At 41.6% G+C, this 18,895-nt stretch carries 18 protein-coding genes; 3 read left to right on the forward strand and 15 right to left on the reverse strand.

Annotation, left to right across the window (positions count from 1 at the left end):
• Window positions 1-161: 161 nt before the first annotated feature.
• From DOT_RS10220 to DOT_RS10260, 9 genes are all read right to left on the reverse strand, one after another.
• Window positions 162-479, reverse strand: coding sequence for a hypothetical protein (locus DOT_RS10220; RefSeq protein ID WP_009617937.1), 318 nt, complete (start codon window positions 477-479; stop codon window positions 162-164).
• A 97-nt stretch (window positions 480-576) separates the two neighbouring features.
• Window positions 577-2,145 (reverse strand): methylenetetrahydrofolate reductase C-terminal domain-containing protein, encoded by a 1,569-nt coding sequence (locus DOT_RS10225; RefSeq protein WP_009617938.1) that lies wholly within the window; start codon window positions 2,143-2,145, stop codon window positions 577-579.
• A 134-nt stretch (window positions 2,146-2,279) separates the two neighbouring features.
• The gene (locus DOT_RS10230) at window positions 2,280-4,115 is read right to left on the reverse strand and encodes an ASKHA domain-containing protein (RefSeq protein ID WP_009617939.1); all 1,836 of its coding nucleotides are present in this window, start codon (window positions 4,113-4,115) and stop codon (window positions 2,280-2,282) included.
• Between the two features lie 2 nt (window positions 4,116-4,117).
• A complete protein-coding gene (locus DOT_RS10235; RefSeq protein WP_009617940.1) occupies window positions 4,118-4,849 on the reverse strand; it encodes a DUF1638 domain-containing protein in 732 nt (243 codons plus the stop codon).
• 275 nt (window positions 4,850-5,124) lie between these two features.
• A complete protein-coding gene (locus tag DOT_RS10240; RefSeq protein ID WP_009617941.1) occupies window positions 5,125-5,922 on the reverse strand; it encodes a methyltetrahydrofolate cobalamin methyltransferase in 798 nt (265 codons plus the stop codon).
• A 411-nt stretch (window positions 5,923-6,333) separates the two neighbouring features.
• Window positions 6,334-6,972: a corrinoid protein gene (locus tag DOT_RS10245; protein ID WP_009617943.1), complete on the reverse strand. Its 639-nt coding sequence runs from the start codon at window positions 6,970-6,972 to the stop codon at window positions 6,334-6,336.
• 30 nt (window positions 6,973-7,002) lie between these two features.
• Complete coding sequence (locus DOT_RS10250; protein ID WP_009617945.1) at window positions 7,003-8,322, reverse strand: PocR ligand-binding domain-containing protein; 1,320 nt, start codon at window positions 8,320-8,322, stop codon at window positions 7,003-7,005.
• 372 nt (window positions 8,323-8,694) lie between these two features.
• Window positions 8,695-10,068, reverse strand: coding sequence for a methyltransferase MtaB domain-containing protein (locus DOT_RS10255; protein ID WP_009617947.1), 1,374 nt, complete (start codon window positions 10,066-10,068; stop codon window positions 8,695-8,697).
• Between the two features lie 28 nt (window positions 10,069-10,096).
• Window positions 10,097-10,729: a corrinoid protein gene (locus DOT_RS10260; protein WP_009617949.1), complete on the reverse strand. Its 633-nt coding sequence runs from the start codon at window positions 10,727-10,729 to the stop codon at window positions 10,097-10,099.
• Window positions 10,730-11,227: 498 nt separating this feature from the next.
• On the opposite strand from DOT_RS10260, the gene DOT_RS10265 reads away from it, so the two are divergent.
• A complete protein-coding gene (locus tag DOT_RS10265) occupies window positions 11,228-12,121 on the forward strand; it encodes a GTP-binding protein (protein WP_009617954.1) in 894 nt (297 codons plus the stop codon).
• 271 nt (window positions 12,122-12,392) lie between these two features.
• Here DOT_RS10265 and DOT_RS10270 read toward each other — a convergent pair whose 3' ends face one another.
• Window positions 12,393-13,391, reverse strand: a complete 999-nt coding sequence (locus DOT_RS10270; RefSeq protein ID WP_009617956.1) for a 4Fe-4S binding protein — start codon at window positions 13,389-13,391, stop codon at window positions 12,393-12,395.
• Between the two features lie 310 nt (window positions 13,392-13,701).
• Complete coding sequence (locus tag DOT_RS10275; protein ID WP_009617957.1) at window positions 13,702-14,571, reverse strand: SDR family oxidoreductase; 870 nt, start codon at window positions 14,569-14,571, stop codon at window positions 13,702-13,704.
• 215 nt (window positions 14,572-14,786) lie between these two features.
• Between DOT_RS10275 and DOT_RS10280 the strand changes: the two genes are divergently transcribed.
• Both DOT_RS10280 and DOT_RS10285 read left to right on the forward strand, forming a co-directional pair.
• Complete coding sequence (locus DOT_RS10280) at window positions 14,787-15,626, forward strand: SPFH domain-containing protein (protein WP_009617958.1); 840 nt, start codon at window positions 14,787-14,789, stop codon at window positions 15,624-15,626.
• Between the two features lie 66 nt (window positions 15,627-15,692).
• Window positions 15,693-15,878, forward strand: a complete 186-nt coding sequence (locus DOT_RS10285) for a hypothetical protein (RefSeq protein WP_009617959.1) — start codon at window positions 15,693-15,695, stop codon at window positions 15,876-15,878.
• 356 nt (window positions 15,879-16,234) lie between these two features.
• Here the strand turns inward: DOT_RS10285 and DOT_RS10290 are convergent, their stop codons facing one another.
• From DOT_RS10290 to DOT_RS10305, 4 genes are read right to left on the reverse strand one after another with little or no spacing between them, the layout of a single operon-like run.
• A complete protein-coding gene (locus DOT_RS10290; RefSeq protein ID WP_009617961.1) occupies window positions 16,235-16,783 on the reverse strand; it encodes a 2-oxoacid:acceptor oxidoreductase family protein in 549 nt (182 codons plus the stop codon).
• Window positions 16,780-17,538 (reverse strand): thiamine pyrophosphate-dependent enzyme, encoded by a 759-nt coding sequence (locus DOT_RS10295; protein ID WP_009617963.1) that lies wholly within the window; start codon window positions 17,536-17,538, stop codon window positions 16,780-16,782. Before DOT_RS10295 ends, DOT_RS10290 begins: the two co-directional genes overlap by 4 nt.
• Window positions 17,535-18,596 (reverse strand): 3-methyl-2-oxobutanoate dehydrogenase subunit VorB, encoded by a 1,062-nt coding sequence (gene vorB / locus DOT_RS10300; RefSeq protein WP_009617965.1) that lies wholly within the window; start codon window positions 18,594-18,596, stop codon window positions 17,535-17,537. The genes DOT_RS10295 and vorB overlap by 4 nt, the downstream gene beginning before the upstream one ends.
• Before the next feature lie 7 nt (window positions 18,597-18,603).
• A complete protein-coding gene (locus DOT_RS10305; protein WP_009617967.1) occupies window positions 18,604-18,825 on the reverse strand; it encodes a ferredoxin family protein in 222 nt (73 codons plus the stop codon).
• Window positions 18,826-18,895: the final 70 nt, after the last annotated feature.

Consider the following 18,895-nt stretch of genomic DNA (forward strand, 5'->3'; position numbering starts at 1 on the left):
ATATGCAGTTGTAGATTTGGAACCTGAACAAATTCAATAGAGTAGATAGTTAACCACTATCTACTCTATTTTACGTTCTTAAACCGAGCACATTCTATAAAGAGACCCAGTAACGATCCTGCTAAATCATTACTGGGTCTCTTTTATGATTATCTTTAACGTTATTCCTTCGTTATCTGAATGCTGGCATTTTGTGGCAACGCCAAACCTGCTGCCACTTCGATAGTTTTCATAATTCCTGATACACCAGGACAACTTGGATGCGGACTATATTTTGCAAACGTTTGATAGACTGTCCCCATATGAAGTTTTTGAAAAATTTCTTTGAAGGCATCAACTTCTGTTAGTTCTTGAGCAATTTTTTGGTAATTGGGACAATCGCTTGTTATCTCCAATTTCACCTTATGGCGATCTTCGCAAACAGCTTTGACGTTAATGGTAAAACCGCAGACACCACTGTGTATAACCCCTGTTGCCATCTTAATGCCCTCCAAAAATTAAAATAATGTTAAGTTCTTGTGACAATACAAATAGATAATTATAGCGTGTATAAAAGTTACAGGCTGGCCAGAATTACTATTTACTGGCTGGAACCTTACTCGGCGGACGTTTAATACCTAGGATTGGCGCCGAATGGTCTTTCCCCAAATAGAAATTAGCCCAAGAAGATGTCTGATAGAAATCCCAATTAGGCGGTGGAACCATAGGCACATCTAATGATCTTTCTTCTCCATGACTCTTAAGTCTAGCATAAACTCTGACCCAGAAACATTTCTTCTCATTGGGATATATCTCACACCAACCATTAAAGCTTCCCCCACAAGCTCCATTGCGTTGATTTTTAGGGCATTGAGACATAGGGCAGAGATAGGCCAGATCCAGCATAGCACAGTCTCCACAATCCTTACAATCAAGCATTGCAACTTTTGCCATATGCTCAAAGAAATGTAATTTCTTCATGCGTTTCTTACCCTCAGCAGAAATATAAATCCCGCGCATCATACCGAATAGTTTTTTGTTAGGTGTGAACGCAAGAGCATGCATTTTCCGCATGAACGAATAGCCCATACCGACTGGAGCATCTAATGGGAGTTTTGCGCGATTTGTGGGTCGGTCAGTATTAAGACCAGTTTTTTCATCTTTTTCAAAGTAATAGAATCCGTTGGGTTGAGGATAATCAAATTCCTTGACCAGCTCTTGCCATTTCGGGAATAGCTTTTCTCCTTCGTCGATGATGTATTCCACTTGTTCGTGTTTAAGGTTGTGACCTCCGATATGAACCCCAGCACAGCCAATGCCTTTTAGAATGGCATACAATTTGGCTGCCCTTAACATACGCGTACCAACGCCTTTATCAGCAGCAGTTTTTTCCGTGTTAAGTTCTGCCAAAAGTTTGTCAGTGACAACGCAGCCAGGCAACTTATTTTGATTCATGACATTTGCTGCTCCATATGGGAGAACATAAATATTTCCCACAACTGGAATATCTAATTTATTAACCTTCAAGAACTGAATGACTTCATGGAACTTCCGAGCATCGTAACCGAGCTGACAAACGATGAATTTAGCGCCGCCTTCAATTTTCTTCTTCAACTTGTAGTATTGGACCATTAGTTCAGCCTCTGTGGCCTTGAATGGAGAAAAGGCTGCTCCTGCGAAAAAGTCACTAGGCGCGTGATAAGTTGGTCCCTTCATGCCGGGAATTTCTAATCCCTTATTCATTTCACTAATTAATTTTAGGGCATTGCAGGGATCCAGGTCAAAGACTGGTTTAGGGCGTCCTTCAAATCCCGTATACGTATAGTCTCCTGTCATAACTAAGAGGTTACGAACTTTCGCACGGTCTAGAGCATATAATTGACTTTCCATTTGGTTTCGATTCTTATCTTTACAGGTAAAATGTACTAACGGCTCAATACCCATACCAAGAATTTCCACTCCCAGATAATCCGCGAGCATCGCCGGATTACCACCAGGGTTATCAGTGATGGTTAGTGCATGGACCCTGCCACCTTTAGCAGCTTGTTCTGAAGAAGCGATAGCACTTTGCTGGGCCTTTTCATTTGCGCCCCTCCCGGGCACGAGCTCCCACGTCACGGATAGCACGTTCTTGTCAAGTATTGACTCTTTGAACTTGTTTTCCATTTCTCAGTTCCTCTCCTTTTTCGTCTATTACTTCTGGACATCTGGACAAAACTCTCTCTTTGTACCATTATAACTCTTCTTAAGCATAATTTATAGAAATTTTCAAATTTTTAGTTTTCATTGTTAAAAAAATTTTAACTGTTCCTTTCTAGGTACATGCTGGTCATGAAATAATTGGAAAATTTAGGACTTCCACCAAGTTCGACATGGCTAATTCTATGATATAACTCGCCTGCCTTAGTAAACTCTTGCTGATCAATCAGGGCCATAAGCGCCCCCACATGGGCAGCATTGCCCACTGTCTTAATTTTCTCTGGGGCGATATCCGGAACAAGACCAATATTTAAAATATTGATCGCTTTAAGGTAGGTAGCGAAGGTCCCCGATAAAGTCACCGAATCAAGGTCTGCTATAGTGATTTTGGCCATTTCTACCAACGTCTTTATCCCTGCGCATACTGCCCCTTTAGCTAACTGCAATTCCCCAATGTCTTTTTGACTTAAGGTTACATCAAATCCTTGGTCAGTTCCATAAGTTAAGACAAATTCACGCCCTTTTTCACCCATGCGAATTCGTTTGCCTAGCTCTGGGGAAAGCGTTGGAGACTTTTCCGGATCAACAATCTTGCCCTGTTTGTTAACAACCCCAACTTTCCTTAGCTCGTCAATCCCTTCAATAAGACCTGAGCCGCAAATCCCAATAGGTTCCTGCTCTCCGATCACTTGACAGATTACTTGCCCTTCAGTTGTAAGGGACACCCCTTCAATGGCGCCTATTTTCGCCCTCATTCCATGAGCTATACCAGCACCCTCAAATGCCGGCCCAGCAGCCGTAGAACAAGCTATCATTGTGTCTTCTGTTTTCAAAAATAGTTCACAGTTGGTTCCTAAGTCAATCAGCAAATGATTACCTGGTTCTAAGACTGCAGGAGCCCCCTTTATTGCCCCTACCGTATCCGCTCCAACAAAACTTCCGATGTTTGGTAAGAATAGAATTTTTCCTCTTGGATTAATTTCCATCCCCAATTCATCGGCCGTGAATTCCAGTGGTCTATTGCAAACGGAGACGAAAGGTGAGACTGCCAAATGCGATATCTCTAGTCCAATGAAGAGATGATGCATGGTAGTATTGCCAACAAGCGTCATCTTGTACATCTCATTCTTACTTACATTAGTTTGGGAGGCAAGTTCTTCCAACAAATGATTAATTGTCCTTCTAACGGAAGCACGCAGTGTTAAGGCATTTTCTTGGCTCTCTCGGGCATAGGTTATACGAGAAATCACATCTGCGCCATATGCGGTTTGTTCATTTTCTGCAGAAACAACCTTTACAATATTTCCCTGATTCAGATCGACTAAAGCCGCCGCTACGCTGGTTGTGCCGATATCGATTGCAACACCATAAAAACGTTTTGTTGTGTCACCTGCTTCAACATCCAAAATCTCGTCCCCATAAACTGTAGCCGTTAGGGCGAATTCACCCGCGCGTAAGACAGCAGGAACTTTACTTAATACATAAAGACTTGCTTTATCATAGCTTTTGCCTGTGACAAAGCTTAGTTCATCTACAAATCGATCCCAGTCTCCCCGCTCATCCGCTAGCGACGGTATACTGGACTTCACAAAAACCTTTTCAATGCCGGGATTTAAGGTAGTTGCCTTTAAGCCAAGGAGGACACTTTCTTTCCGGTCCTGACTTTCTACAAAATTAAGTTCAATGAGCATTCCCTCTTCTGGCTTCACTGCACAGGCAAGTCGAATTCCGGCCTTGATCTCTGTGTCATTGAGATGCTCTAAATCACGTTCACTTGGTGGAGTGACGTGTCCTGTCATTCGAACTTTGCATTTACCACAAGTTCCTTTGCCGTTACATATATTTTGTACAGGAAGATGATGACGAATCAGAGCTTCCATTAAAGTTTCATTTTCCATCGTTGACATAACCCTATTCGGGAGTATTGTTATTTGCATAATTAACCTCCTGCCAACATATCTACTGTAATCGTCTGTCCTGGTGCAACATAAACCGTGTCTGCCCCAGTGTTCCCATTTAATACGGTAGTTAAAAGTTGAAGATCCCCTTCTTCTTCGCCTACATTCCATCCAAAAAAGTCAGCAATCTGACGAACCTTTTCTCTGTATTTCTCGATGTCTTTCGTTCCCAGTGTAACGATTAAGACCGCGTTATTGTAACTACCATATAACATTTTAATAAGATCAGTAGCCTTTTCCGGCCCAAAACGATCCACGTATTCTAAATACTCAGCATAGGGAGTCCGCCCATAGTCCAGCCACCCTCGACTGAAATAGTAGGTTCCTGGATTTTTCTTAAGCAATTTAAGTTGCCTTTCATTCGAACCAAGGAGAAGAGAAATACAATCGTGAGTTCGTGGTAAAAGCATAGGTACTCGTTGGGACAGCAAACCGACGACAACGTTTGAACATCTACTATAGGTAGTAATAATCAAATCATAATCCTGACTTTGGTTAATAATTTCCTGAAGTCGCACATGAAGCAAATCTGGTTTGCCATGGTAATTAAAATCTAAGAACTCACAATCCATAGTTTCTGGAATTCCCAGCGAATATACTTCGTTCATGGTGGAATCACAACCAATGAGTTTAATCTTTATGGCGATCCCCTCACTCCAACTGTATTCAGTCCAATTTTCCTTCATTCCCCAACCAGCAAAGTCTTTTTCCATCAGAACTCATTACCTAAACATTCTCCACATTCTTTTGATTTCCTTCAATTCATCTTATTTTCTCACCATCAGTATCGACTTAAGCAATATACTAGTTTAGCACCATAATTCGTAAACATTATCTTCAAATAGGCCAATGACATCTTTTTGTACATTGACCCATTCTCCATTATTCACTCATTTATGGTCATATTTCATTTATAACCTGGAGTCCAAAAATTAAAAAGAGCATCCCCTTCTATTGTTGGAGAAGGGGATCTAAAACCACATTATATCTAAAATTCGAATTGCTTGTTCCGATAAGCCTTGAGATATTTGGCACAGTATGCATCTCGTCCAGCTAGTGCCTCAGCCGAGACTATATTAGCCATCATCATTTTATCCAACGGGTCAACGATCATGCCATCCAACCCTTTGGCAATGGCCATAACCGCGAAGCCACGATTCATAAATTTCCGTTCCGGTAAACCATAAGATATGTTAGATAGTCCACACATTGTATGAACCCCTTTAAACTGAGTCATAATGGCCTCAACTGAATTAATAAATTCCATAGCAAATGTGTTGTTTACAGAGACTGGCTGTACCAAAGGATCTACATAAATGTTACCAATCGGCACATTGGCTTGAACAAGCCCATTAATGAGTTTATCCGCAATTTTCAACCGATCTGCCATTGTTTCAGGCATTCCATCATCGCTCATGCAAAGCGCCACAACTTTTAGGTCTGTTCCTGAAAGCACGGGAAGCAACGCCTCATAGCGATCTTTTTCCAAAGAGATAGAGTTGATCATAGGCGTGCCTTTGTGCACAGAAAGTGCTGCTGTAATGGCTGCTGGGGAAGGACTATCTAAACAGCAAGGGCAATCTACAACTTCCTGAACAGTTTTCACGAGCCAAGAAAGATATTCCGGTTCTTTATCAAGATAGATCCCGGCGTTAACATCAATATAATGTGACCCAGCCTCAAACTGATCCTTGGCCACCTTTTGGATGAATTCAACATTTTTTTCTGTAATAGCTGCTCCAATGGCTTTACGGCTTGCATTAATAAGTTCCCCTACAATTAACATTACTTTTCCTCCTTAAAATTAAATAACATTTCTAACCTTCCCCACTCACTTATGACCCTCAAACTACCTTGTTTTACCTAAATCTGAGCTTTGTTCATAATTCCATTTAATCTAATCGTCTAAAAATACTGAATTTATTATCTAGAGTGAATAATCTAGATAATTTGATATTATTATTTTAGTCTTATATAGTTGATTTTGACATGGATATTCTTGTTTTATCTTGATCTATCTTAACTTATATTCTTGGCTCTGCCGACCAGAGTTAGACTATTTTCCATTAAGCAAGACTCAAATTAGGGAGAGAGGAGCAATAAAATATTGCTCCTCTCTCCCTTTCTTTATATCATTTTGTTATTATTTAATGATGCAGTATGGTTGTTTTGTGAGATTTTACACCTTATTGTTACTTTAGCTAATAAGTTCAATTGCTAAATCAACCGCTTTCATTACATCGACAGCAAAACCATCGGCTTTGATAGCACGTGCAAACTCTTGGGTTGCTGGGCTTCCACCGATAATTATCTTAACTTTGTGACGGAGATCTCGACGATTAAGTTCTCTTATTGTTTCGGACATCATACCTAAAGTGGTCGTAAGCATGGCCGACATAGCCAGGATGTCGGGCTCGTGGTCTAAAATTGCTTGCGCAAAGTCCTCAGGTTGGACATCAATTCCAAGATCAATTACTTCAAATCCAGCACCCCGAAACATCATTGTAATTAAATTTTTCCCAATATCATGTAAATCTCCGGCTACAGTGCCAATAACTACCTTACCTAATGAAGATTGCTGGGGATTCGATAAAAACGGCTTCAATACGTGCAAACCCGCATGCATGGCTCGAGAGGCAATTAAGACATCGGAAATGTAAATGATGTTATCTCTAAATTGTCCTCCAATTTCCTGCATACCTGGCATTAAAGCATTTTCAAGGATAGTTCGAGGTTCTATCCCGTTCTCAATAGCCAGTATGGTAAGAGTTTTGACCCGATTAGCTTGTCCTTTTATTAATGCTTTTGTTATTAATTCTAATTCTGAAGTTATCAACAAAGTTCACTCCCTCGGCAACTGCATAGTTTATAAAGCATATTGCTTATATCTACTTGGAGTAATTCCTTCAAGTTTCTTAAAAACTCTTGTGAAGTAGGCGGGATCCTCAAAACCACTCTCTTCAGCAACTTGCATAACATTATATTTTGGGTTTTTTAACATTGTTTTAGCTTCTTCTACCCTTACTTGAGTCAAGTATTCCATCAAAGTGCAGCCAAGACCCTGTTTAAAAATTCTGCTTACATAACATGGACTGAGATAAACTACCTGTGCTATATCTTCAATAGTTATCTTATTTCGATAATTCTTTCTAATATATTCTGCCGCTTTCTGAATGGCTTGAAGATTTTTTTGATCTTTGTTGAGATCTATTTGATTCATAAATGTTTCTAACATATCTCTGGCCCAGAGGCAGATTTCTTCAGTCTTCGTTATCTTAAGCAACTCCAGATAAAATAACGAATTTTGCTGGAGGATAGCATTTAAATCAGCGCCTCCATCCACGGCTGCTCTCGAAATAATTACAACAAGTTCAACGACTCTTGTTTTGACGGTATCTAAATGTTCCAGATTAATTTCTATAATATCCACTAACAAATTTTCGAGTAGTTGTTGGGCTGCTCGCTTTTCACCATTACGCACCATCGTCTTTAGTTCATGTTCTTTGTCTAAGGAATTAATACTAACTGCTCTAGACTCAATTGTACGCATGGCAACTTCGGAACGCTTACGAGCCTGTATTTCCTCTGCCAGCCTCGCCTGTTGAGCGGTGATGTTCCGTCTTTGCTCCAAGACTGTCATACCGCTTTTCATAATTTGATTCGCAACGATAAACAAAAGATCTGCCGCTGCCTGCACCTTATCACTTGACATTACCTCTAATTGGGCAGCTGCCCACTTAACTGCAGAAACATCTACATCAAGCCCCTTGACCATTTCCTCAATTTCTTCCAAAAAATAATCTTCCGGCTCCCACATAAGAACTTGTCCACAGATAATAGAAAATACATATTCATTTAAAACAATCGGTGCTGCCCACATTATCAAGCCTGCATGGCACCTGAAAATATAAGGCTCACCATATTTAGCTGCTTCAGTACACGCTCGAGCGTATGACCTCTGACATTTTCGTATTCCAGAACTATCAGCCCTGATCTTGCGACAGAAACTGCAGTCCTTAATCTCATGGTCCGTAGAAACAAGCGTATTTCCCTGAGTATCAACAAGTATCGCCTTTAATCCAGTAGATTTTGAAAAAGAACATAGCATTTTTTCCAGAAGATTCCGCCCTACTAGTTTCTCTAACCATTGTGATTCCTTTTCAGGAGTGATGTTTGCCTGATTCACATTCCCACCTCCGAAGTCAGCTTCACACTTTTATAATACCAAAGAAAGTAAACCTCTTGACACCTCTGTATATATAAATTCAAGTAATGGCATCTTGTAAATAAGTCGCAATCTCACAAATCACTTCAATTTAATACAATAATCCCTTGTGATGCACTAGGCCTTTACAAAGGAGTTATATATACATTATAACATAATGAAGCTGTTAATTGCAGTTTCAAGTCGAAAAATTTAGAATTATGTAAAAATAATAATGATAAAAAATAATGCAATAAAGCACTCAAATCCCCGCCAGGTACCAATAGTGTCTACCCCACAGGAAATTTGAGCGCCCTAAGATTTTATTGAAAAAAGTAATCTGCTTTCAGAAATCTATGAAATATCGTACATTCCAAGATCATGTTTTGGATTCGCTTTAATCATATCAGCTGTAAACTTAGCTTCATCATCTGGAATACCTTTAAGTTGCTTTTCGAAAATGTCAAGATATTTAATTTCTTTAGGACCAAGCTCTAAGAGACCAGCTTGAGCTGCAGCTCGCAATTCAGTAATCGTAGCGCCCGCGGCAATTTTTGTCCGTTCAAAGTGAGTTTTACCTTTAACAATTTCACCAGCAATTTTCAGGACAACGGCAGGGGTCATGATATAGGCTGTAGGATCATATTTATTATCGGATTCTACCAGGATATCTCTCATTTGAAGGGCAAAGCCTTTTTCCGTAGCAACGTTCATTTGACGGCAGTCATAGGCAAGCTGCTCCATGGATACCGTAGGAGCCATATTACCTAACAGCCTTACATTTTCTACGGATTCATTACTCCAGCAATCTGCCAAGGCTAAGGATACGTTACCTACCGCACTGGAATGAGCACAAGCAGCAACTCTTCCTTCCATGGAAATTGGTGTTCCTGTAATAGCTTTGAGATAAACTCCCTCATAACCGCAATCTTTATCTGGTCCAACAGCACCAGATTCGACCGCTACCATAGTTCTGACGGCACACATAACTCTGTCAATAGCAGCAAACACTTTAGGGATAAAGTTCTTATGACCCATGACCATCGATGTATTAGCAAAACCGCAAGCAGTATCTCCAGCAGGTAAAATATTATTATCAGCGGCAATTTTTACAATTTCATCCCACAGAATTTTCATGTCACGGCAGCCAACGATCCCTAAAGAGAACACAGCCTTAGGCAGGTCAATATTCATGACTGATTCATCGTGCAGGTGTTTTCCTCCAATGGACTCGATCGATAAGAAGTCTGCTCCGTTAGCAGCGCAACCCTTCATCGTATCGATAACTTGGTCCCACTCTGCGCCTTTGTACATATGTTTAAGAGTCTTACCTTCACGGACATCGACAGGTGTCATTCTTAACAAGCTCTTTAAGCCAAATTTTTGCTCATATTCCTTCATTACACCTTTAACAACTTTTGTAACATCAATGCCCCATTGAGGATTAAAGGTACAAGGAGGCAAAAGTTCAATTTCAACTAACATTCCAGGAACTTTTAATTCAACTCCCATAGAGCAGACGCCGTGAAGCATTTCTTCATACTGTGCCAATACCTTTGGCATAGTTTCTTCAGTGATTAACATCATTGGCAGAGTGCAGTTCAGTTCCGGATAGACTGTTCCTCCACCGATAACCATCCCATTAGCACATACGACAGGTTTCTTGGCACTCCCGTAAACGAATTCATCGACATTAGTGTAAGCTAACTCAGTATACTTTACAGCCACAATATTCCCTCCTAATGTTTCTTAATATTTAGTTTAATAACTTCGTAACCAGATCAACTGCACCGGCAGCATCTGTCGCATAACCATCGGAACCAATGTTGTCCGAGAACTCTTGAGTTATTGGAGCGCCACCAATAATGACTTTAACATCATTACGTACGCCTTGAGCAACTAATGTTTCAATTGTTGTTTTCATTTGCAACATAGTTGTCGTCAACATGCAGGAAAGAGCTACTATTCCTGCCTTATTGGCCTTAACTGCAGCTACAAAATCATCCCCTGAAACATCCACGCCCAAGTCAACTACTGCATAACCAGAGCATTCTAACATCATTCCAACTAAGCTTTTCCCAATATCATGTAAATCGCCAGTAACCGTTCCAATGATAACGGTTCCCTTATTTGCTGTCTCACCACTGGTTAACAACGGCTTTACGAGAGCCACGCCAGCTTTCATGGCCGCAGCGGACATCAAAACTTCCGGCACATACATGTCGTTAACTTTAAAACGAGCACCCACGACATTCATCCCTGCAATAAGTCCATCATTAATAACTGAAAGAGGATCAACTTTTGCATCTAGAGCTTTTTGCGCTAAATCAAGAACAACCTCTTCGTCTCCTGCGATAACAGCATTACTTAATCCTGAAAAATCAAACATTTTGTTGCCTCCTAATTTGTTTTATTTTTAATTGAAATTGTTAGCTATTGACATGTTTTGCATCATATAATCTAGACATCCTGTAAAACTCTCATCGGTACGAATACAATTGAAAGGCTGCCTCACATCCTTTCCTTGGCTCATTAGCTTTCACCAATTTCGCAAATGTTCGAAATACTTTGTTTTTTCTGTTGTCTTTATTCTAGTTCCTTGGCACCTTTCTTTGCTATGGACGATCTTGTTTTAAATTGATAAATCCTACCTAGTTGTTCAACAAAGAGTAATCGATACCATGCAAGATTTAGCTCAGAAGCCTGATTTTCTGGCATACTGAATAGTGATCTGATTACATGACAAACCTCATTGTTAGGGTTAATTAAGCAAACAGGGATAAGAAAAATCCAAATTACTACAGAATAATCCATGGTTAAGCCGACCAGTTATGATAAGCTAATTTAAGGGACAAATTTCTCCCGCTAATCATAGGAGGTAGATCTTATGGTAAAATTCGATATAATTTCTGGCTTTTTAGGATCAGGCAAAACAACATTAATTCGGAAGATCCTCAATTCTCTCGATAGTCGTGAAAAAGTCGTGTTAATAGAAAACGAATTTGGCGATGTCAGTGTCGATCGTGAAGTCTTAGAAATTGAAGGCTTTGAGATTTATGAAATCTCTAACGGATGTGTTTGTTGTAAACTTAAAGGAGATTTTATCTTCACCTTAAAAGAAATTCTCAAGCAAAAGATCGACAGAATAATCTTTGAACCGTCTGGCATATTTGTAATAGGTGAGATATTCGATCTCTTTAAGGATCCTGAAATTTCCTCTGAGTGTTATGTTAACTCCGTGACGACAGTTGTTGATGCCCAGAATTTTTCCAGCCACCTTCATAGTTACTCTGCCTTCTTTAAAAGTCAGATTTGTAACGCATCATCCTTAGTTGTTAGTAAAACGCAGTTTCTCTTGGCTGAAGAAATTTCCCAAATTGAATTAGAGTTGCACGTGTTAAATGAAACGGCAACAATCCTAACCAAGAACTGGACTGAGCTGTCTAATCAGGAACTTTTAGGTCTGATAGACAAAAAAACAGTAATAACAAGCAATGACATTGCCCACTCGCTGAGTCACGATTTTGAGTCAATAGGACTACGAACCTCCAGAATCCTCAGTATAGAGCACTTGGAAAGCATCCTCCAAAAGTGTAAAAATGGAGATTATGGCACTATATTAAGAGGCAAAGGATTTGTTAAATCGGATAGTGGCTATCTTGAATTCCATTATGTCGATGGACATTATTCTATAATTGAATCTTCAGGTGTCACGACAGGAATCATTAGCTTTATAGGTGAAGATTTGGAGAAAGAGCCACTTACCGCAGCCTTCCAGTAGCAGAATAACTCAAAGAAAGATACACCCACCACAGAAACGAAAAACGTTCCTATGAGGTGTATCTTTTTTCATCACCAAGCGTCATCTTATCATGCTAGAGGAAGTTTCTTTGCTAAGAGAGCACATTAACGGAATTGCGTCAAGCGAATAGCAATGCAGTGTGTGCGAACACGATAGTCTCCAGTACGATAGTCTCCAGTGAAGAGTATCGCCGAAGCCGTGATCCCTAAAGGGAACCTGCCGGCGCAGGATGCGAAGACATTTCCTCCTCCTATTGCCCAATTTGATCTACCATAGGAATTAGTCCCCTGTACATCTCCATCGTCATATGTGTCTCCCAATGTCCTGTGGATTTCGCTATAATTATCCACACTGCCCACATTACAAGCAGACAGCAGGCGAGGATTTTGGGAGAAAGTGATCGCTTTCCCTTCGCTGCCTTAAACTCCAACGTTTCTTTAACTGGACATTGCTGAATACAATTTAAACAACCCGTGCACTCTGGAGACCAGACACGATCCGCCTGTTCTACTTGGATGTGGTTCGGGCAACTCTTCGTGCATTTTCCACACCCAATACAAGTAGTTAGGTTACGAGTGACCTTAAACGGGCTAAGGATGCTGAAGAGCCCCAGAAGCCCACCATAAGGACACAGGTAGCGGCACCAAAAATTCTCGTAGATTATCGAAAGCATTACAAGCAGACCAATGACAGTCATCCCAAATGTGCCTATGTGTTGAACAAATTTAAGCATTTTAACATCTGAAACCATATTGTAAGGCGTTTGCAAGAAAGCCGTAGCTTCAGCTCCACTCATCCCAAAGAAGATTACCATCACGAAAAAGAATAAAATAATATATTTCAGTGAGCGGAGGAAATAATCCAACACTTTAGGAACCCTAAAATTTCGCCCAAATATCATCCTTCCAATCATAGCCAAACCTTCGGACAGCGTCCCGATCGGGCAAATCCAAGAACAGAAAGCCCTTTTAAACAACAAGGAAACCGCGATTGCTGCTAGGAAAATCATTAAGCCGGCGGGATGGATCGGGTCGAATACACCAGTCGCTATCCAAGCTTTCAGCCCGACTAGGGCACTGATCGGCAAAAAGGCCTCTACGCCTGCAGGTCGGCTTAAACTTGGCAGTGAGTTATTCAAAACCTGGTCGACGAAAAGAACAAATGTTATTCCGATATAAGCAACTGCGATAGCGAAGAGAATTTGAACAACATGTCTTATTGAAGCATGCTTTCTCAGTCTTGCAAACATAGTTATCCCTCTTTTCAACTTCTCAATCTAACTTTTAGTACCCCGTCTTCTCAATTATAAAGAATAGCTTATTAATGTAATGTGAGATGAATCACAATAAACAGTAAAATAGACTGTTAGAATATACCATAGTTTAGTATAAGTTACTATGTGAAAAATTTCCCAAAATATTTGCAACTTAACTAATTCATAAACTAAACCTCAAAAGAGGCAGGACAATTGTAGGTTGATTCTGCCCTGCCTTCAACGTTGTACTTATTACCCTCTCAAAACGTCCCCGCCAGAGGAAAAGAGCACTTCATCTCGTACCCTACCCATTAACAATAGTTCCCCCGTTGACATGAAGGATCTGTCCCGACATATAAGAGGAATCTTCGGAAGCTAAAAACACATAAGTTGGCGCTAACTCTTTGGGTTGACCCGCTCGTTTCATAGGTGTCGTACTACCGAAGGTTGCCACTTGATCCGCTTGAAAAGATGCCGGTATTAAGGGTGTCCAAATTGGGCCCGGAGCAACTCCATTGACACGAATCCCCAATTTGCATAGAGATTCAGACAATGAACGAGTAAAGGAAACGACAGCACCTTTAGTTGCTGAATAATCAATCAGTTGATCATGCCCCTCATACGCCGTGATCGATGTTGTATTGATAATTACACTCCCTGACTTAAGATGCGGTAACGAAGCTTTAGTTAAAAAGAAGTAACTAAAAATGTTGGTGCGAAAAGTCCTTTCAAGCTGGGCAGTCGTCACATCAAGCAAACTATTCTGCGGGTGTTGTTCGCCGGCGTTGTTAACGACAATATCAATTTTTCCGAAATTCTGAAGTGTCTGCCCCACTACATCCAGACAGAAAGCTTCATCTCCAACATCCCCTGCTAGAACCAAACAACGGTGCCCTAATTGCTCCACACGTGCTTTTGTTTCCAAAGCATCATTATGTTCATTCAAATAGGCAATCACAACATCGGCCCCTTCTTTGGCAAAGGCAATCGATACAGCCCGACCGATTCCGCTGTCTCCTCCAGTAATAATAGCAACTTTCCCTATCAACTTAGCGCTTGCCGAATAGGCTGCATCTTCGGATATAGGTTTTGGATTCATCAAGGATTCAAATCCCGGTTGTTGATCTTGATGCTGGGCAGGAAAAGTAGGTTGAGGACTCTTTGCTTGAGTCATAGCGCATACTCCTTTCTATGTTTTGATCTAGATAGTGTTCAATATTAAAATGACCTTTTTCACCCGTTTGTACTCATCTAGTTCTAGTCATTCGCTTTACACCTTAATACTAAAGTGATATCATATTAATATCAAAGCTAATTGGACTCCCATAACCTTTACATCAATGCCTAGACATTGAAGTAAAGAAATAAATCTAAAGGAGATGCTTCGAAATGATCGAAAAGAAAGCTTGGGCTGTTAATGGTTACCTCGCCCTGATCCTGATGCTCGCTCTCTTTGTTGGCGGAATAGCCTTAGTTGTACAGGAAAATATGGTAGGTATCCCTCTAATTATTCTGGCTATTGTCCTTGGAACCGGTATTTTAGTGGTTCAACCGAATAAGGCCTATGCACTGGTCTTTTTCGGGAATTATCTTGGAACGATCCGCGAACCAGGACTATGGCTATGTTTCCCGTTAGCAGTTCGTAAAGGAATTTCCTTACGAGTACGAAATTTCAACAGTAAAACTCTCAAGGTCAACGACATTGAAGGTAACCCGGTCGAGATAGCTGCTGTTGTCGTTTTTCATGTGGTTGATACCGCTAAGGCAATTTTCGATGTCGAAAAATATGAGCAATTCGTGGAAATTCAAAGTGAAACAGCTTTACGACACGTAGCAACTCGTTACGCCTATGATAATTTCGAAGGAAATGGGTTTTCCCTGCGAGGTAATCCTGAAGAAGTATCTTCTGAATTAATGAACGAACTTCAGCAACGCCTCATTCTCGCTGGTGTCCAAGTAACCGAAGCCCGTCTTACCCATTTAGCCTATGCTACCGAAATTGCAGGCGCCATGCTTCAACGGCAACAGGCTTCTGCCATCCTTTCTGCCCGCCAAATCATTGTAGAAGGTGCTGTAGGCATGGTTCAAATGGCAATCGAACGAATCGAAAAAGATGGTGTCGTTACGCTTGATGAAGAGCGCAAAGCGGCTATGGTTAATAATCTCCTAGTATCTATTGTTTCTGAACGTGCTATTCAACCTGTAGTTAATACTGGAACAGTCTATTAAAATATAAATTATTCAAATCTAACTTTAGTCTGAGCACAAGAGTAGCTCTACAATGGATGTGGATATATGGCAAAAAAGCAGTACCCCTTACGGCTTGATCCCAAACTTTACGCTTCCTTAGAACGTTGGGCTGCCGATGAATTTCGCAGTGTAAATGCACACATTGAGTTTTTACTTCGGGAGGCGGTCCGACATGCAGGGCGTTTAAACGACAGAGTCAGCCCTGAAACTTCAGAAGATGCTGAAACGTAGGCAGCATCTAAAAGCTCGTGAACTTCACATTACATGAAGTTCACGAGCTTTTTCTTCTTAAATAAAAGGTATCAGTTGAAGATATATCTAGCATGACATTATGGGCTGGAAAATGGTGGTCGTGATGCAAATCAAGAAGAGCTTATAAACATAGTTAAATGGTTTAATTCCGCCACTGAAACTCGAGAAAACATAGATTTTGCAGGTGAGACACCTGACTCAGGTATAATTATAAAAGAGAAAAATGGTAATGAATTTATGAATTAGCAAAATAGCGATTTGGCATAGTTATGGCGCTGTGAGCGACAAAAAACGTCTCATTTTCCTGATAGGAGTGACGAGGCGTTTGGTGATTATCATAAATTCTTAGCGAATTCTTTACCTGCATTAAGGGCTCTAGCATTTAATTCTGCGAGTTCTGGCTTCTTACCAGCCAACTCCATAAGGGCTTTTTCCAGCATATCATCCGCTACCGACGGGGTGATTGCCTGCATAGCACCAAGCATGACAATATTGGCCACTTTGGCCTCACCTATTTCATGGGCGATTTCGTTAACCGGAACACGTACAAACCGGATATCCTCTCTACTCCGCAGTTCCGGAACCATGGAAGAATTAACATACAGCGTTCCGCCTGGAACCACACTGTCAACAAACTTGTGATAAGAAGCCTCATTCATTACGATGGCAATATCCGGTTTTCCTACTGTGGGCGAACCAATCCGTTTTGTCGAAATAACCACGGAACAGTTGGCCGTTCCCCCCCGCATTTCTGGACCATAGGCCGGGAACCAGGTCACCTGTTGTTTGCTAAGCATCCCAGCTTGAGCCATCACTTTCCCGATAAACAAAACGCCTTGGCCGCCAAACCCAGCAAATTTATACTTTGTGAGCGCTGAATTCATGCTTCGCTCCCCCCTTCGGTTGCCGGAACTTTCAGTTCTCCAAGAGTAAAGTTCGGTTTCATCTTAGTTTGCAACCATTCCAAGGCTTCGACCGGGGTAACTCCCCAATTCGTCGGACAAGTCGAGAGGATGCTAACAAAAGAATAGCCTAAGCCGTCCCGTTGGACTTGGAACGCTTTTCTAAGAGCTTTCTTGGCTTCCTTAATCGCTTGCGGAGTATCGACTGAAACGGAGGCCACATAGACCGCGCCTTCAATTTGAGTCAAGACTTTAGGCAGATCCAGTGGATAACCCATTGTCATAGCATCTCGGCCATAGGGTGATGTCGAAGTCTTTTGCCCTACAAGAGAGGTTGGTGCCATTTGACCTCCAGTCATACCATAAATGCAGTTATTGACAAAGATTGACGTGATTCTTTCTCCGCGGGCCGCAGCCGACATAGTTTCCGCAAGGCCAATCGAGGCTCCGTCCCCATCACCCTGATAAGTAAAAACAAAACGGTCCGGCCGTGCTCGTTTCGCGCCAGTCGCTACTGCAACTGCGCGCCCGTGTGCGGCACCGATCATATCACACATAAAGTAGTTTTCACAAAACCCTGAACACCCCACTGGCGCAACCCCAATCGTGTTTTCAATTAAGTTCATTTCTTCCAGAAGTTCACCGATCAAACGATGAATAATCCCATGTGTACAACCTGGACAATAATGAAAAGGACGATCACTTAGCCCTGTCGTTTTAGTAAAAATTGATTTCATCCCTGCACCCCTCCTAACAACTGCGCTTTAAAGGCAGCAACCACTTCTTCTGGCTCCGGCGTCATCCCGCCTTGACGGCCATAAAAGCCAACAGGGGCTTTGCCGTTGACAACAAGCTTAACATCATCCACCATTTGTCCGGCACTCAGTTCGATACTCATCCAGCCCTTTATCTGATTTATCCGTGCTGATAAACCTTTTTCGGGAAATGGCCAAAGCGTTATGGGACGATATAGCCCGACGTTTATACCTTCTTCACGGAGCATATCGACAACGGTTTCCGTAATCCTTGCACAAGTTCCGAAGGCGACAAAGGCGTATTCAGCATCATCCATTCTGTACTCCACAAAGCGCTGTTCGGATTCTTTGATTCGCAACATCTTTGCGCCCCAACGACTATTTTCTTTTTCTCCAATCTCTGGAGTAAGGTAATAGCTAATTACGTTATTCTTAGAACGGCCTTCTGCTCCACTAGCTGCCCAGGTTTTCGGTTCTAGCTTCCGTCCCTCATACGGTGGGAACTCCACAGGCTCCATCATTTGCCCCAAGATCCCGTCCACTGCAATAATAACCAAATTACGATAATAATCCGCTAAATCGAATGCCTCTTTGGTTAAATCGACCATTTCTTGAACAGAGGATGGGGCGAGAACTATGGCATGGTAATCTCCATGGCCACCACCTTTCGTCAATTGGAAATAGTCTGCTTGCGTAGGACCTAACCCTCCCAGTCCCGGACCACCTCGCATAACATCAATGATCACACACGGAATCTCTGCAGCAAAAAGAAACGATAATCCTTCTTGCATCAAACTAAATCCTGGACTGGACGTCCCTGTCATGACCCTTTCTCCCACTGCTCCCGCCCCATAGACCATATAAATGGCAGCGACTTCGCTCTCCGCTTGGAGATAGGTTCCGCCTACCGCCTTCATCTTCTTGGCCATATACTCCGGAATTTCCGTTGACGGAGTAATCGGGTATCCATAAAACAAACGACATCCGGCTTGAATCGCTGCTTCAGCGATCGCTTCATTTCCCTTCATTAACAGTGCCATTCCAGACTCACTCTCCTTTCTCCTCACGATATACTTCTAAGGCCAAATCCGGACAGATCAAAGCGCAAAAGGCACATCCAATGCATTCACTTTGGTCTTTCACTTCAGCAGCATAATAACCTTTGCTATTTGCCACTTCCCCGATACTTAAGATCTTTTTCGGGCAAGCGTGCACACAGAGCCCGCAGCTTTTGCAACGTTCCGTGTTAATCTTGACATAACTTTTCATTCCTTTTCCCCTCCTCTTTGCTATCCACGTAAGAGACTCCACTCAGCTAAGTGGAAGTACTGTCCTCATG

The sequence above is a fragment of the Desulfosporosinus sp. OT genome, from assembly GCF_000224515.1.
Classification (GTDB): Bacteria; Bacillota; Desulfitobacteriia; order Desulfitobacteriales; family Desulfitobacteriaceae; genus Desulfosporosinus.

Coding starts and splice junctions, on each gene's coding strand:
- DOT_RS10225 (WP_009617938.1), bottom strand. CDS start 2,145: ATGGAAAACAAGTTCAAAGAGTCAATACTTGACAAGAACGTGCTATCC.
- DOT_RS10265 (WP_009617954.1), top strand. CDS start 11,228: ATGGTAAAATTCGATATAATTTCTGGCTTTTTAGGATCAGGCAAAACA.
- DOT_RS10295 (WP_009617963.1), bottom strand. CDS start 17,538: ATGAAATCAATTTTTACTAAAACGACAGGGCTAAGTGATCGTCCTTTT.
- DOT_RS10275 (WP_009617957.1), bottom strand. CDS start 14,571: ATGACTCAAGCAAAGAGTCCTCAACCTACTTTTCCTGCCCAGCATCAA.
- DOT_RS10235 (WP_009617940.1), bottom strand. CDS start 4,849: ATGGAAAAAGACTTTGCTGGTTGGGGAATGAAGGAAAATTGGACTGAA.
- DOT_RS10270 (WP_009617956.1), bottom strand. CDS start 13,391: ATGTTTGCAAGACTGAGAAAGCATGCTTCAATAAGACATGTTGTTCAA.
- DOT_RS10285 (WP_009617959.1), top strand. CDS start 15,693: ATGGCAAAAAAGCAGTACCCCTTACGGCTTGATCCCAAACTTTACGCT.
- DOT_RS10260 (WP_009617949.1), bottom strand. CDS start 10,729: ATGTTTGATTTTTCAGGATTAAGTAATGCTGTTATCGCAGGAGACGAA.
- DOT_RS10280 (WP_009617958.1), top strand. CDS start 14,787: ATGATCGAAAAGAAAGCTTGGGCTGTTAATGGTTACCTCGCCCTGATC.
- DOT_RS10220 (WP_009617937.1), bottom strand. CDS start 479: ATGGCAACAGGGGTTATACACAGTGGTGTCTGCGGTTTTACCATTAAC.
- DOT_RS10305 (WP_009617967.1), bottom strand. CDS start 18,825: ATGAAAAGTTATGTCAAGATTAACACGGAACGTTGCAAAAGCTGCGGG.
- DOT_RS10230 (WP_009617939.1), bottom strand. CDS start 4,115: ATGCAAATAACAATACTCCCGAATAGGGTTATGTCAACGATGGAAAAT.
- DOT_RS10240 (WP_009617941.1), bottom strand. CDS start 5,922: ATGTTAATTGTAGGGGAACTTATTAATGCAAGCCGTAAAGCCATTGGA.
- vorB (WP_009617965.1), bottom strand. CDS start 18,596: ATGGCACTGTTAATGAAGGGAAATGAAGCGATCGCTGAAGCAGCGATT.
- DOT_RS10290 (WP_009617961.1), bottom strand. CDS start 16,783: ATGAATTCAGCGCTCACAAAGTATAAATTTGCTGGGTTTGGCGGCCAA.